The following is a 15,917-nucleotide window of genomic DNA, read 5'->3' on the forward strand; positions in this document are numbered from 1 at the left end:
CTTTTTTAATTTTAGCATATATTTTCTTTTTAATAGATTTTTACATAGGGTGAGGCTATATCAAAACTTGTTTTTTGATATTAGTCTTATATAAAAGCTTTTGATAGAATTTTATAAGAGGTGAATATATTGGCAAAAATTAAAATGAAAAATCCAATCGTAGAAATGGATGGAGACGAGATGACGAGAGTCATCTGGAAAGATATAAAAAAAGAATTGCTTGAACCATATATTGATTTAAATCTTGATTATTATGATCTATCGATAGAAAACAGAAACAATACTTATGATGAAGTAACAATTGATTCGGCAAAAGCTGTCGCTAGGCATCACATAGGCGTTAAATGTGCAACGATTACAGCAAATGAAGATAGAGTAAAAGAATTCAATTTAAATAAAATCTACCCTTCTCCAAATGCTACAATAAGAGCATATCTTGATGGTGTAATGTTTAGAGAACCCATTATTTTTGATTGTTTAGACATTTTAATCCCTACTTGGAAAGAGCCAATAGCAATAGCAAGGCATTCCTTTGGAGATATATATGTTTCAAAAGCTTTAAATGTAAAAAAAGGCGATGAATTAACAGTTTCAATTAATGGAGAAGACAAATATTCTTATAAACCTGATTATGACGCTATTTTTTTAACTCAATATAATAAAGTTAAGTCAATCGAAGATTTTGCTCATGTATCCTTCAAATACGCTATTTCTAAAAACATGAATTTAATTTTTTCAACTAAGGATACTGTAGTTTTAGGATACGATTCTGTTTTTAAAGAAATATTTAATGAAACTTATAAAGAATACAAAGATGAGTTTGAAAAAAGGGGATTAAATTATCATTACTACTTAATAGATAATGCTATAGCACAAATAATGAAATCAAAGGGAAATATTCTATGGGCTTTAAAGAATTATGACGGAGATGTGATGAGTGATATGATTTCTGCGGTATATGGATCATTATCTCTAATGGAATCATCAATTATTGGCAATGGCACTTATTTGTATGAAGCAGCACATGGAACTGTAACTGACCATTATAGAAGATATCAAAAGGGAGAGATTCCATCCACAAACTCTGTTGCTCTAATATTTACTTGGGCATCTGGAATTGAAAAAAGAGGTCAGCTTGATGGAAACAAAGAATTAGAAGATTTTGGAGTAAAATTAAAGAAGTCAGTTAGAGATACTATTGAAAGTGGATTTATAACTGGTGATTTAATATCAAGCTATAATAAGAGTGAATATGTAAAAGTAAATTATTTAGAATTTATAGAAAAGGTAAAAGAGTTTTTAGATAAATTAATATAATATTAGTATATAGCAGGCGAAAGCTTGCTTTTTTATTTTAATAATTGAAAAGATTAACAAAAAGTGGCTGTTGCAAAAGTCCTAAAAAAAGACGAGAAAATAGAGAAATCCTCGTCTTTTTTTACAATGTAATCACGGAAAAACAAAAAAACAATAGCTAAACTTAAATACTTGATAAAAAAAGATGTTGCAGAGTAGAATCATATATTCTGCAACATGACCTTTTAAACATAAATATTATAGATGAATTATTCCAAATACTAAACCTGCTAAAACCATTAGTATTGAGACAGAATACAAGTATTTGAAAGAGAACTTTATATGATCCTTTAATTCTAAATTTTCAACTAATCCTAGTGCAAGGTAAGTTGCAGGAACAAGTGGAGAAATCATCAGAGACACGTTTTTTCCAATCAACATAGCCATAGCTGTGTTAATTCCTTCAATACCAAAAGCCTTGCCAACTTCTATTATTGGTGGCATTAGTCCAAAGAAATAAGCGTCCGTACCAACAAGCATTCCCATAGGAAGTGCAAGGAAGCCAAAGATTAAATGAGTAAATCTTCCGAGAGCACTTGGAATAATATTAGTTAAAGTTATTGCCATAGCTTCAATCATTCCAGTTCCGTCCATTATTCCAACCATTATTCCAGCGGATAAAATTGTTGCAGAAATAGTTAAAGCTGATGCCGCATGTTCTTTAATTTTTTCGTTTTGCTCTTTTAAGCTTGGGTAGTTAATGCAAAGAGCAAGGGATAATCCAATCATAAAAACATAATAAGATTGGAGAATATCAACCATCAATAGACCTATTACAGCAATTGTCAAAATAATATTTAAAGGAAGGAGTTTCTTAAATCTTGGGTCAAGTTCTTCTGAAGATTTTTCAACATTAGATGATTGGATTTTCAAAGTTGTGCCAGCTCCTCTTTTCTTTTCAATTGTTCCAAGAATTATTGCAAGAGTAATTGTTGAAACGATTCCAAAAACTTGGATTGGAATTAATTTTAACCAGAGTCCAGTTGCATCAATACCAAGAACTGTTGCAGCTCTTGCAACAGGACCACCCCAAGGAAGAAGATTCATAACTCCCATTGCACAAGCAGTTAAACAAAGTAAAACCTGCGGTCTTATTCCCATTCTCTTATAAATTGGATACATAGTAGGTATTGTTATAAGGACAGTAGTAGCAGTAGCACCATCAAGGTGGGCAATAATACCTATTATTCCAGTTGCAATGGTAATGGCAATAACATTTTCTCCAGCCATAGCAACAAGTTTATCTACTATAACATCAAAAACTCCAACATCACTCATGATGCAGAAGAAAACGATTGAGAAAATAAACAAAATAGAGTTATTAGATACTGTCTTCATACCAGCACCAATCATTTCTTTCAAATCAGGGATACTAGTTCCAATTAAAAGAGCAGCTATACTAGGTACTAAAATAAGAACAACGATAGGGCTCATCTTTCCTTTTAAAAGCAAAACTATAATTGCTAGAACTAATAAAAAACCTACTAATGATAACATAAAATACCTCCTGTTATGTAATTGACATAAAGTCTTCTTATATATAGAATATTATCGTATTAAATATACTATGTAACAAATACTATTTTAAAATATATAATATAGATTTTAACTATGGGAGGAGAGTATGAACGATAGAGAATTACTTTATATTAAAACTATAGCTGATACTAAGTCGATATCAAAAGCTGCAGAAAAACTTTATATTGCTCAACCAAGTCTAAGCCAAGCACTACAAAGAATTGAAAAAGAATTAGGAACTCATTTATTTATTCGCGAACCAAGAGGTATGAAGTTAACCTATGCAGGGGAAAAGTATTACCTAATGGCGAAAGAAATTTTAAATATATATAATGATTTTAAATCGGAAATCACACATATAAATGAATTAAAATCAGGTAGACTAGTTATAGGAGTAGCAAGATATTTAGGCATGAACATCCTTCCTAAAGTTCTTCCAAATTTCAACAAGAATTATCCTAATATTGAAATAGTAATTAAAGAAGAAAACACAAGAGTTTTAGAGGAACTTGTTTTAAGTGGGGATGTTGATTTTGCTATAACTCATGTCCATAAAAAAGATATAAATGATAATATAGAATATGAGATGCTAAGAAAAGATGAATTCCTTTTAGTTACTTCTAAAGATTATTTAAAAAATTCAGAAAAAGTTAAAGAAGACAATGGTAAAAAGTTTGTAGACTTAAAAGATTTAGCATTAGAGAAATTTATACTTTTAAATATAAATAAAGGAATAAGAAAGGTACAAGAAAGGACAATAAAGTCCTATGGAATAAATCCAAAGGTTATTTTAACTACAAAAAATTTTGAGACTGCGAAGAGACTTGCGGCTAAGGGCATGGGAGTAACTATAATACCTAAGGATTATTTAAGTATATTTAACCAAGATAAGGATTATGATAGTTTTAATCTGATTGGAACAAAGGAAAATATATGGTACACGGCTATTCTTACAATTCCAAATTTATATAAGTCTCAAGCTACACAGGTTTTTATTGAAGAAATGAAAAAGTATTTTTTCTAATTAATTTTCGATTGTCATAAAAATATAATTAATAATAGAATTAAAATTTAATATGCAAAATATCTACAAATATATTATTATACTTTTATTAAAAATCTTAAAAATGGATTTGATAATTTGCATCTTTTTTAAAATAATAACTTAATAAATTTAAAGAAAAGCAAGCAATGGACTTGCTTTTTTAAATTTTATTATGCATTTAAAAGCGTTATAACAAAATTATTTTGTTAAGTCTACAACATAATTGTTACAACGAAGAGGCTAAAAGGAAATCTTACTTATTGAATAAGAGCATGTTTCTGGGGTATTATAGAAATATAGAAAAAAAGGAGGTTTTTTATGAAGAAAAAATATTTTGGACTTAATCTTCCAATGCTATTAATTTTAGCAATAATTGTTTTCATAGCGACTTATTTGGGAGTTTTGTCTAAGGATTTAGCGGGCGGAGTTGCCCTAATGTTCGCAATAGGTATAATTTTATATGAAATTGGCGAGAAAATTCCATTTTGGAACACTTATGTGGGTGGTGGACTTGTTCTTGCATTTTTAGGTACTGCAGTTTTATGTTATTACAAAGTAATTCCTGAAGAATATGTTGAACTTATTTCATCTGTAAACTCAAAACCAATGGGAGTTTTAAACTTCTTCATCATAATGCTTATCACTGGTTCACTTCTTGGACTAAATAGAGAGCTTATGATTAAGTCTTTTGCGGGTTATATACCAGCAATCCTAGGTGGAGTTGTTGGTGCAGCAGTTCTTGGAATTATTGGAGGACTTTTCTTTGGAGTTTCTCCTGCAAACACTGTTTTAAAATACGTTCTTCCAGTAATGGGTGGAGGTAATGGTGCAGGTGCAGTTCCATTAAGTCAAATTTATGAAAGAGTTACTGGAGACGCTGCAGCAAATTATTATGGATTTGCAATTTCAATTCTTACTATTGCAAATATTTTCGCAATAATTGCTGGCGGTCTTTTAAATAAAATTGGAGAAAAAAATCCAAAGCTTACTGGTGATAAGAAAACTCTTATGAGATCTGCTCCAGAAATTGGAAAGGGAGAAGAAAAATTCACTACACAAATAAAAGACTACACAGGAGCAATTTTAATGGGTCTTACTTTTTATCAATTGGGAAGACTTATTGCAGATAAAATTTGGGATCCACTAGTTCCATCAGTTCCAATTCACCCTTTTGCCTTTATGATTATTTTAGTTGCCCTAGCTAATGGTCTTGGAATTATTCCAGGTTCACTTAGACAAGCTGCAAAGGAAGTTCAGTCTTTCTTTACTAAAAATATTGTAATTTTAGTAATGGTTGGCGTAGGTGTTGAAACTGATTTACACGAGCTTGTAGCTGCAATAACTATAGGAAATGTTATTATGGCACTTTTAATTGTAATAGGCGCTATAATTGGTTCAGGACTTGTTGGTCACCTTGTAGGATTCTACTTTGTAGACTCTGCTGTTACAGCAGGACTATGTATGGCTAACAGAGGTGGTTCTGGAGATATCGCTGTTCTTGGAGCAGCTGATAGAATGGAACTTATGAGTTATGCTCAACTTTCATCAAGACTTGGTGGAGGAATTATACTTGTAATAGGTTCAATACTTTTTGGATCACTCATGTAGTAGGAGGGATATTTTTGAAACTAAAAAAGGAAGCAATGGCTGGAACTCTCGAGTCAAATGATATTTTAATAACAGTTGACGATGGCGAAGGCATCTCTATTGAACTTGAAAGTTCAGTGAAAAAACAATTTGGCAAACAAATTGAAAAAGTTATAAGAGAAACTTTAGAAAAGTTAGATATTAAGGATGCAAAAGTTACTGCAGTAGACAAGGGAGCCCTTGACTACACAATAAGAGCAAGAGTAGAAGCAGCATGCTTTAGAGCAGCTGAAAGTACAGAATATAAATGGAGCTGATATTTTGAAAGAAAGATTAAGAAGAACAATGATGTTTCTTCCAGGTAACAACCCTGCAAATATTACTGATGCTCATATTTATGGCCCGGATTCAATTATGATCGACCTTGAAGATGCAACGAGTATCAACCAAAAAGATGCGGCAAGATTTTTAGTTTACAATGCACTTAAAACTTTGGACTATGGAAAGACTGAAGTTGTTGTTAGAATTAATTCCCTTGACACACCATTTGGACGTGAAGATATTAAGGCAGTGGTTAAGGCTGGAGTAGATGTAATTAGATTGCCTAAATCAGAAACGGCACAAGATGTAAAAGATGTAGATGAAATAATAACTGAAGTCGAAGAAGAAATGGGATGCCTCGGCAAAACTCTTATGATGGCAGCTATTGAATCTCCAACTGGTGTAATAAATGCAGTTGATATTGCAAAGGCTTCACCTAGAATGATGGGCATTGCCCTTGGAGCTGCCGACTATGTTACAAATTTAAAGACACAAAGATCAACTCATGGTTGGGAACTTTTTGCAGCAAGAAGCCAAATAGTACTAGCTGCAAGAAATGCAGGCATTGCTTGTTTTGATACAGTTAATACAAATCTTGACGATATGGATGCCTTTAGAGAAGAAGTTCAATTTATAAAGGATCTTGGCTTTGATGGAAAATCTGTAATTCACCCTAAACAAATTGCTGTTGTAAATGAAGTTTACACACCAACGGAAAAGGACATTACAAAATCTCTTCGCATTATTGCAGGTTCAAAGGAAGCCGAAAGAAAGGGCTCTGGAGTTATTACTGTTGACGGAAAGATGGTTGACTATCCAATTATAGCTGGAGCACAAAGAGTATTGGATCTTGCAGTTGCTAGTGGAGTGCTAAAAAAGGAGGATATTGATGAACTATAATAAAAATGCAGTAGGAAGAGATATCCCTGAATACCTTGAAGGCATTGGTGAACTTGTTCCCTTTAAAGGCGAAGGCAAATATCTTAGAACAGACAAAAAGGCTTCACCAAAAATCAGATATGGAAATAGAGATGAAAGTAAACTACTAGGTTCAATCGAAGAAGCTGTAAAGAAAAGTGGTCTTAAAGACGGCATGACAATTTCTTTCCACCATCACCTAAGAAATGGTGATTATGTTGTAAACATGGTTATGCAAGTTATTGCAGACATGGGCATTAAAGATTTAACTCTTGCACCATCATCCCTTTCACCATGCCACGACAAATTAATTCCTCTAATTGAAGCCGGTGTAATAACTGGAATTCAGTCTTCAGGACTTAGAGGGGAACTGGGAGAAAAGATTTCTCAAGGAATTCTTAAAAAACCTTGTATAATTCGTTCCCACGGAGGACGTGCAAGAGCAATTGAAGATGGCGAACTTCACATTGACGTAGCATTTCTTGCAGCACCTTCCTGTGATGAATATGGCAACATAAACGGCAGAGAAGGAAAATCCGCTTGTGGTTCACTTGGTTATGCAATTGTAGATGCACAATACGCCGATTGCGTAATTGCAATCACAGATAATCTTGTACCCTTTCCAAATATTCCTGCATCAATTGGCATGATGTATGTTGATTATGTAGTTCAAGTTGATGCAATAGGAGATCCAAAGGGAATTGTTTCTGGCTCAATTAGATTTAACGACAATCCTAGAGATTTATTAATAGCAAATAATGCAGTAAAGGCAATCAAAGCCTCTGGACTTTATAAAGATGGATTTAGATTTCAAACTGGAGCAGCAGGATCAACTCTTGCAGTTGCAAAGCTTCTTCGTGAAGAGATGAAAAGGGATGGCATAAAGGCATCAATGGCACTTGGCGGAATCACTGGATACATGGTTACAATGCTTGAAGAAGGATTAATCGATGGAATTTACGATACACAATCCTTTGACCTTGATGCAGTAAGATCAATTCGTGAAAATGCAAAACACTTTGAACAAACAGCATCATCTTATGCAAATCCAAATAACCCAACTCCAGCAGTTAATACTCTTGACTTTGTACTTCTTGGCGCACTTGAAATCGACACAGACTTCAATGTAAATGTAATGACTAGATCTGATGGAGTTATTAACCAAGCAGTTGGCGGACACCAAGATACTGCACCAGGAGCAAAAATGTCCTTAATTCTTGCACCACTTGTAAGATCAAGAAATCCAATTATTATGGATAAAGTTACAACAGTTTGCACACCGGGAGAATCTGTAGATGTAGTATGTACTGACTATGGAATCTCCGTAAATCCAAAGAGAAAAGATTTAATCGAAAAATTTAAAGAAGCTGGAATTGAAGTTAAAGACATCAAAGAATTGCAACAAATGGCAGAAAAGCTAACAGGAAAACCTGAAGAAATTAAATTCTCTGAGGAAGTAGTTGCAGTTGTAGAATACAGAGATGGTTCTATAATTGATGTAATTAAAAAGGAAGCTTAAAATTAGAACTAAAAACTAACTATACTAAAAAAAGGCTCTATGTCAAATTTTGGAGAGACTCGATAATATCGGGTCTCTTTTTTTAGTATGACTGGCATGTCCCATATCTAGGATGAAAGTTTCTAATTTTATCAAATTTAGTCAAAACTACAGAAGATTCAAAGATACTAAGTGATATAAAAAACAACTAACAAAGGATTACTAAGAAGAATTAATTATAATTAAAATTTAACTTAAAGCATATAAAAATAATATAGAAAAAATTATTGTATAGATTACAAGAAAGTTATATTTATATTAGATAATTATAAAAAATTCGATTTCTTTTAATAACATATTGACAGAATAAAGCAATAGATGTATACTTGTTGCATACATGAAATTGTTTTCATGAGAAAGAGAGGAGAGGTATTTTGAAATTAACAAAAGATCAACAAGATTTATTAGATGGCAAGTACGGTGAAGGTGCTAAACTTGCAATGAAAGTACAAGTTGCAATAGGAGAATCTTTTGGGGCAGAGAGGATGGTTCCAATAACAAGGGCTCATGTAGCATTAAGTAATCAAGATGCCGATTTATGGTTAGCGGAAAAAATGGTAAATTTAGGAGCTCATTGTAGAGTTTCACCAACAGTTAATCCCGGATGGGGAATTCCTTATTTTAAAAAAATGAATATTGGAGATAAGGAAGATTATGAGATGATGCAAAGGACTCATGAAGCATATAAAAAATTAGGTGCAACATTGAGTTATAACTGTACTCCATACATAGATACAAATGTGCCTAATTTTGGAGAAATAATAGCTTTTTCAGAGTCCAGTGCTACACCATATGCAAATTCAGTGTGGGGTGCAAGATCTAATAGGGAAGGAGCTAACTCAGCTTTATTTGCTGCAATAACTGGATATGTACCAGAGTACGGTTTACTTTTAGATGAGAATAGAAAGGGAACTATTTTGGTAGAGGTAAAAGCTGATATGGATAATGACTATGATTATCATATGTTGGGGATGTGTGGTAAAAAGATAGGTCATGGAATTCCCGTTTTTGTAGGTTTGCCAGAACATATTAGTAAAGAAGCGTTAAGGAATTTGGGGGCCCAACTAAATACATCCGGAGCATATGATATGTATCATATAGTTGGTTTTACTCCAGAAGCTCAAACTCTAGAAATGGCTTTTGGTGGAAAAGAACCAGAAAGAAAAGTAACAATAACAAATGAGGATTTTGAAGAAGTGTTAAAGGATATTTCTTTAGAAGGAGAAAGAGAAATTGACTTTGCTATGTTTGGTTGTCCTCATTTTACACTTGATGAAGTAAGGCATATCTCTGAAAGAATTAATGGTAGGAAGTTAGAAAAGGAAATGTGGATTTTAGTTTCATCTCATGTAAAACATCTTTGTGATATTATGGGATATTCTGAAATCATGGAAAAACTTGGGGCTCATATTGTACCTAGTACTTGTCCAGATCAACCAATTTGGAAATTTTTAAAAGGAAAAGTTGGGGTAACAGAATCTCCTAAATGTGCTTATTACCCTAAACGAAGAGGAATCGATTTTGTGATAAGAGATTTAGACACATGTATTGATGCAGCATTAACAGGGAGGGTTAAATAATGAGTAGAGTTTATAAATGTCATAAAATATCTGATGGAAGAGTAGAAGCAGAAGTAACTATATCCAAAGATCCAATAATGTTTTATTTATTAGAACCAGGAACAGGGAAAATGATTGAACCTAACCATGATTTTACTGGAAGGAGTATGTCTGGAAAAATTTTAGTATTTCCATCAGGAAAAGGAAGTTCAGTTGTTCAAGCCGATGGTTTATTCCAATTAATGAAATATAATAATCAGCCTGCTGGGATGATTGTGAAGTATCCAGAAACAGTTTTAGTAACAAGTGCTATTATTTTCGAAATACCACTAGTAGACAAAGTTGATACGAAGTTCTACGAAGATATTAAAGAAGGTGATAGGATTATAATTGATGCAAATAAAGAAGAAATAACGATTTTATAATAATTAAGGAGATATTATGAAAAAGATTTTAAAAATTATAACAATTTTATTAGTTGCTGTTGCTATTACAGCTTGTGGAAGTAAAGGTAAGGCTAACAAGACATCTGATACGGCAGAAAGTACAAAAGCAGCAAAAGGAGATGTAATAATTAAAATAGGTCATGTTGAACCTGAAAGTAGGTCAACTCATAAGGCTTTGCTGAATTTCAAAAAGAATGTTGAAGAAAAAAGTAAGGGAAAAATTGGTATAGAGATTTATCCAAATGGTTCCTTAGGTGGAGATGTTCAAATGACAGAATCTGTAGCTATGGGGACATTACAATCAACATTGCCATCAACTTCTGTTCTAACAACATATTCAGAAGAATTTGGTATTTTAGATATGCCTTATCTTTTTAAAAATAGTGAATCTGCTTTTGCTGCGTTAGATGGAGAAGTAGGAGAATATTTTAATAAAAAGTTAGAGGAACAAGGAATTCATTGTTTAGGCTATGCATATAATGGACCTAGATCAACAACAACAAATTCAGGACCTATTGAAAAACCTGAAGATTTAAAGGGAGTCAAAATGAGAGTTATGGAGAGCCCAATATTTATTGACTTTTATAAAACATTAGGAGCAAATCCTACTCCAATGAGCTTTACAGAATTATATACAGGTTTACAACAAGGAACTGTAGAAGCACAAGAAAATCCACCATCTTTAACATTTGCAAATAAATTTTATGAGGTTCAAAAGTATCAAACTATTGATGAACACGTTCATAACTTTTTGCCATTTTTAATTAATAAAAATGTCTATGACTCTTTGGACAAAGATATGCAAGAATTGCTTGAAAATGAAGCAAAAGTTTTTGTTGCAGAACAAAGGAAGATTGAATTAGAAGATAACGTTAAAGCGATTAAAGATCTTGAAACAGAAGGAAAACTTACAACTAATGTATTTAGCGATGATCAAAAGTTAGAATTCAGAAAAGCTTTACAACCAATGTATGATAAATATCAAAAACAATTTGGAGAAGAATTATTTAATTTGTGTGAAAAGTATAATAAATAAACAACTATAATTTAGAAGAATTGGATATATCCAATTCTTCTAAAAGGAGTAAAATATGAGAAATTGTTTAAAAAAATTCAATAAGATTGAAGAAATTGTCCTAGTAAGTAGTTTAGTTATTAATGTTGCGATAGTATTTATGCAAGTTATAATGAGATATTTCTTTAATACATCGTTAGCATGGTCTGAGGAACTGTCTAGATACATATTTATTTGGCAAGTATGGCTTGGAAGTAGTATAGCATATGTTGACAATCAACATATTAGAGTGGACTTGATATTTAGCATTTTTAAATCAAAAAAAGTTCATAAAATTTTACACTTAATAATTAATATTATATGGCTTACTTTTAATGTATTTTTAGTCTATGTAGGAATAAAACTTCTTAAATCTATGAGCGCAAGAAATGCATTATCATCAGGGATGCGTTTGCCATTGGTATATGTATATTCAGCACTCCCTGTGTCATCTTTTATTCTAGTTTTTAGAATTTTTTTTGATACTATAGATACTATTACAGGAAAAAAAGAAGGTATAATAAATAACGAAGAAATTGAGGAGATTTAGTATGGAGTCAATGGTATTATTTGGAATATTTTTCGTGTTATTAATATTGGGAATTCCAATAGGATATGCAATAGGTATTTCTACTTTAGTAAACATTGTAAGTTTTACTGACATGCCAACAATGATGATTGCCCAGAATTCAATTGCTGGCGTAGATTCTTTTCCTTTATTAGCTATTCCATTTTTTATGTTAGCTGGAAATTTGATGAGTAGTGGAGGAATAGCAAAGAGACTAGTAGATTTCTTCCAATCTTTTATTGGACATATAACTGGTGGATTGGGTATGGTTACAATTGTAGTTTGTATGTTTTTTGCTGCAATATCAGGATCGGCAGTCGCAACAGTTTCTGCAGTTGGAGCATTTATGATTCCGCAGATGGTTAATCATGGATATAGTAAAGGATTTTCAACAGCTCTAACAGCTGCAGCTGGTACAATAGGAGTTATTATACCACCTAGTGTTCCTTTTGTAATATATGGTGTTGTTTCAGGAGCATCAATAACACAAATGTTTACAGCTGGTTTCTTGCCTGGAATTTTAATGGGCATAGCATTAATGATTGTATGTTATATTGTATCAAAGAAAAATGGGTATAAAGGTAATGAAAATAGAAAAAGTCTGAAAGAAATATTTCATTCTTTTATTGATGCATTTTGGGCTATAATGTCTCCAGTAATAATTTTAGGTGGAATTTATGCAGGAGTATTTACTCCAACAGAAGCGGCTGTTGTTTCGGTAGTATATTCGTTTGTAGTAGGTGTTTTTGTTTATAAAGAATTAAATTTGAAGGAAGCGTATAAGTCTTTTAGAGATGCTATAGTAGTTAATGGGGCAACTACTTTTATGGTGGGATTATCTACAGCATTTGCTGCGTTGTTAACAATGGAACAAATTCCCATGAAAATAGCAATGTTTATTACATCTCTTAGTGATAATGGTATCGTTATTTTAATTTTAATTAATATATTCCTAATTATTGTAGGAATGTTTATTGATAATATACCTGGTACAATTATCCTGACACCTATATTATTACCAATTGTTTTAAGATTAGGAATGAGTCCAATAACTTTTGGTATAATGCTAACTATGAATTTAGCTATTGGTTTTTGTACACCTCCTTATGGAATCAATTTATTTGTTGCAACGGCTATTTCTAAGGTAGGAATGAGTGTATTGACAAAAGAAATAATAAAATTCATATTAGCTTTAATTGTTGTATTAATGTTAGTTACGTTTGTACCATTAATTACAAATGTATTTTTATAAAAGGAGATTTATTAAAATGTTAATTTGGATTATAGATGAAGAGTGGACTAATTACGATTTGGAAAAAGAGTATTTGCCAAAAGCTTTTGAAAATGTTGAAATAAGGATTTCAAATTATGATTATGAAAAAGATCTTGAGGAGTTCGGAAGTAAAGTTGATGCTATTTTAGCACAAGTTTACGCTGATATTCCTAGAAAAACAATAGAAAAACTGGATAATTGTAAAGTCATATCGACATATGGAGGAGGATATGATAGGATTGATCTAGAAGCATGCAAAGAAAAAGGAATAAGAGTTACAAATATACAGGGATATTGTGCTGAAGACTTAGCAGATTACACTCTTGCAGCTATTTATTACTATAATAAGAGAATACAGTTTTATTCTGATACATGTTTAGAGAATGTAAAAAATGGTAAGTGGGGCTCTCTTGTAATAGAAGAACCTAGACATAGAATTTCGAAAGAGAACCTTGTCATTGTTGGATTTGGAGCTATAGGAAAAGCTATAGCTAATAAGGTTAAGCCTGTTGGAATTAATGTTTATGCCATTGATGATTTTTTAAGTGAAGCAGAGATAGCTAAATATGGAGTTAAAAAAGTATCTTGGGAAGAAGGATTTAAAATTGCGGATTATGTTAGTGTAAATTTAAAAGGAATTGATGCTAATAAAGATAAAATCACTATGAATGAATTTAAAATGATGAAAAAGACCGCTCATATAATTAATACTTCTAGAGGCAAAATTATAAAAGAAACAGATTTGATTGAGGCAATTAAAAACAAAGAAATAGAAGGTGCTATTTTAGATGTTGTGGCTAATGAGCCTCCTAATGGGAATGAAAAAATTTTTAATCAAAAAGGTATTTTGGTAACACCTCATATTTCTTATATTTCAATAGAGTCTATGAAAGCTTTAAAAGAATTTGCATTAGGAAATTTAGAGGCTGTTTTAAAAGGTAAAACTCCAAGAGATCCTGTTATTTAAGAATTTGTTTTTTTAATTAATTAAGTGGGGTTGTAATGACGAGAGTAAAATTAAAAAGTAAGGAAACTCTTTCAGATAAAGCTTATAAATTTATAAGAGATTCAATAATATCAGGTGATGTAAGGGGTGGAGAATTATTAACCGAAAAAAGAATTGGTGAACAATTAAACATGAGTAGAACTCCAGTCAAAAGAGCACTCACTAGATTAGAACAAGAAGGGTATTTAAAAAGTGTAGATGGAGTTGGTACAATTGTACTAGAATTATCTCTAAAAGATTTATCTGATATTTATGAAGTTAGAATTGCCATTGAAAAAATAGCAATGAAAACTTCAATAAGGAATATAAAGGATTATGAAATTGATAGATTAGAAAAAGATTTATATAAAATATTAGAAGACAAAAATAATAATAAATATATTTCTGAAAGATACTTGATAAGCAAAGATGAAGAAACTCATAGGCTTATTTTAGAAAATTCTGCGAACAATTATATTAAGACTATTTATTCAAGTATAAAGGGACAAATTGATAGATATCAGCATGAAGCTTATGCTTTAACGGATACAACTGTGGAAAGTACTAGATACCATTTAGAAATATTAAAATGTATAAAGAATAGAAATTTAGAAGCAGCTCAAGACATTTTAGAGAAGCATTTAAAATGGTCATATGAGGTTTTAGTAAATGAGTTTACAAGGTTAATTTGACCAACAAGTGTTTTTGAGATGTTTGTTTATTCTGAACAATTAAGATGACTACAAAAGTTGAACCTAATACTAGAGTTAGTTTATACTTTCTCTGGTATTTTGTTCTTTTCTGTCTTAATAGATAGGAAAATTTTATGCTGTACTCTCCTTTTTAAATTATACTGGAATTTAGTGTACTACTTTTTAAGTTCATGTAAAATAGAGTTAAACTCAAACAAAGGGAGAGCTAAAATATAGGGGTATAAAAATGACTTGAGTTTTTTATGCGGAATTGAAGGATTTTTTAGCGTTGTTAGATGTATTAATTGAATATGAAAAAACATTTAAAAATATTATTTTTTTGCATCACTTATTGTTTTGCAAATTGATTAGTATTTAACATAATCTTTAGTATAATTTTTCGATCTTTAAAAAAGTTAGATTATAAAAGTCATATAAATTTATTAGCTTCTATTGTATTTATTGTTGTTACATATTTAATTACTAAAATATATATAAAAAGAAAAAGTTTTTATTTTAAGAATTTAAACATTAAAAAACTGATGTTTATTCATTTATTCTTTTAGGCATGTTAATATCAACAATATTGAAAAGGAATTTAATTTTACTTATTTTGAAAGGTATATGAAGTATTTTGGTGAAAATATAAAAGTAAATGATATTAATAAAATTAGTCCATTAGAAACAATTATAACATCTGTGGTTTTAATACCAATAGGGGAAGAATTGTATTTTAGAAAATTTGGATTAAATTTTTTAAAGTCCAAAGGTCTTGATAAAAAACATGTCATTTTATTATCAGCACTTTCTTTTTGACTATTTCATTTTAGAATTATTAGTTCTTTTGTATCTTCTTTTTTAATTGGAGTTATTGCTGGGTTGGTATACGTTGTAACTGATAAACTAAGATATTCAATTTTTACTCATGGTTTAAATAATTTACTTGCTATGTTATCGGTATTATATTATGAATTTATATAAGAGATACCCCTAACATAAATTTTATTATGAAATATAATGATAATATAATAGCTGTG

14 protein-coding genes and 1 pseudogene are annotated in these 15,917 nt (G+C 31.0%); 14 read left to right on the forward strand and 1 reads right to left on the reverse strand.

Annotation, left to right across the window (positions count from 1 at the left end; genetic code table 11):
- Positions 1 to 129 precede the first annotated feature (129 nt).
- Positions 130 to 1,317 carry an NADP-dependent isocitrate dehydrogenase gene (locus BIV18_RS07015; RefSeq protein ID WP_075659923.1) on the forward strand — a complete coding sequence of 396 codons (1,188 nt, stop codon included), beginning with the start codon at positions 130 to 132 and terminating at the stop codon, positions 1,315 to 1,317.
- 237 nt (positions 1,318 to 1,554) lie between these two features.
- Here BIV18_RS07015 and BIV18_RS07020 read toward each other — a convergent pair whose 3' ends face one another.
- The gene (locus tag BIV18_RS07020) at positions 1,555 to 2,853 is read right to left on the reverse strand and encodes a CitMHS family transporter (protein WP_075659924.1); all 1,299 of its coding nucleotides are present in this window, start codon (positions 2,851 to 2,853) and stop codon (positions 1,555 to 1,557) included.
- 127 nt (positions 2,854 to 2,980) lie between these two features.
- Between BIV18_RS07020 and BIV18_RS07025 the strand changes: the two genes are divergently transcribed.
- The 13 genes and pseudogenes from BIV18_RS07025 (at position 2,981) to BIV18_RS11365 (ending at position 15,861) form a co-directional block, all read left to right on the forward strand.
- A complete protein-coding gene (locus tag BIV18_RS07025; RefSeq protein WP_075659925.1) occupies positions 2,981 to 3,898 on the forward strand; it encodes a LysR family transcriptional regulator in 918 nt (305 codons plus the stop codon).
- A gap of 339 nt (positions 3,899 to 4,237) precedes the next feature.
- Positions 4,238 to 5,527, forward strand: a complete 1,290-nt coding sequence (locus tag BIV18_RS07030) for a 2-hydroxycarboxylate transporter family protein (protein WP_075659926.1) — start codon at positions 4,238 to 4,240, stop codon at positions 5,525 to 5,527.
- A gap of 14 nt (positions 5,528 to 5,541) precedes the next feature.
- Positions 5,542 to 5,823 carry a citrate lyase acyl carrier protein gene (gene citD / locus BIV18_RS07035; protein WP_075659927.1) on the forward strand — a complete coding sequence of 94 codons (282 nt, stop codon included), beginning with the start codon at positions 5,542 to 5,544 and terminating at the stop codon, positions 5,821 to 5,823.
- Positions 5,824 to 5,827: 4 nt separating this feature from the next.
- Positions 5,828 to 6,727 (forward strand): citrate (pro-3S)-lyase subunit beta, encoded by a 900-nt coding sequence (gene citE, locus BIV18_RS07040; RefSeq protein WP_075659928.1) that lies wholly within the window; start codon positions 5,828 to 5,830, stop codon positions 6,725 to 6,727.
- Positions 6,717 to 8,264 carry a citrate lyase subunit alpha gene (gene citF, locus BIV18_RS07045; protein ID WP_075659929.1) on the forward strand — a complete coding sequence of 516 codons (1,548 nt, stop codon included), beginning with the start codon at positions 6,717 to 6,719 and terminating at the stop codon, positions 8,262 to 8,264. The genes citE and citF overlap by 11 nt, the downstream gene beginning before the upstream one ends.
- A gap of 413 nt (positions 8,265 to 8,677) precedes the next feature.
- The gene (locus tag BIV18_RS07050; RefSeq protein WP_075659930.1) at positions 8,678 to 9,883 is read left to right on the forward strand and encodes an aconitase X catalytic domain-containing protein; all 1,206 of its coding nucleotides are present in this window, start codon (positions 8,678 to 8,680) and stop codon (positions 9,881 to 9,883) included.
- Positions 9,883 to 10,287: an aconitase X swivel domain-containing protein gene (locus BIV18_RS07055; RefSeq protein WP_075659931.1), complete on the forward strand. Its 405-nt coding sequence runs from the start codon at positions 9,883 to 9,885 to the stop codon at positions 10,285 to 10,287. Before BIV18_RS07050 ends, BIV18_RS07055 begins: the two co-directional genes overlap by 1 nt.
- 16 nt (positions 10,288 to 10,303) lie before the next feature.
- Complete coding sequence (locus BIV18_RS07060; protein ID WP_075659932.1) at positions 10,304 to 11,344, forward strand: TRAP transporter substrate-binding protein; 1,041 nt, start codon at positions 10,304 to 10,306, stop codon at positions 11,342 to 11,344.
- Between the two features lie 55 nt (positions 11,345 to 11,399).
- The gene (locus tag BIV18_RS07065; RefSeq protein ID WP_075659933.1) at positions 11,400 to 11,912 is read left to right on the forward strand and encodes a TRAP transporter small permease; all 513 of its coding nucleotides are present in this window, start codon (positions 11,400 to 11,402) and stop codon (positions 11,910 to 11,912) included.
- 1 nt (position 11,913) lies between these two features.
- Positions 11,914 to 13,182, forward strand: a complete 1,269-nt coding sequence (locus tag BIV18_RS07070; RefSeq protein WP_075659934.1) for a TRAP transporter large permease — start codon at positions 11,914 to 11,916, stop codon at positions 13,180 to 13,182.
- Positions 13,183 to 13,198: 16 nt separating this feature from the next.
- Positions 13,199 to 14,170: an NAD(P)-dependent oxidoreductase gene (locus BIV18_RS07075; RefSeq protein WP_075659935.1), complete on the forward strand. Its 972-nt coding sequence runs from the start codon at positions 13,199 to 13,201 to the stop codon at positions 14,168 to 14,170.
- Positions 14,171 to 14,205: 35 nt separating this feature from the next.
- Positions 14,206 to 14,880: a GntR family transcriptional regulator gene (locus BIV18_RS07080; RefSeq protein ID WP_075659936.1), complete on the forward strand. Its 675-nt coding sequence runs from the start codon at positions 14,206 to 14,208 to the stop codon at positions 14,878 to 14,880.
- A 624-nt stretch (positions 14,881 to 15,504) separates the two neighbouring features.
- Positions 15,505 to 15,861: pseudogene (locus BIV18_RS11365) on the forward strand (lysostaphin resistance A-like protein).
- Positions 15,862 to 15,917 lie beyond the last annotated feature (56 nt).

Origin of the sequence: Peptoniphilus grossensis, from assembly GCF_001940285.1 — a bacterium.
Lineage (GTDB): Bacteria > Bacillota > Clostridia > Tissierellales > Peptoniphilaceae > Peptoniphilus_A > Peptoniphilus_A faecalis.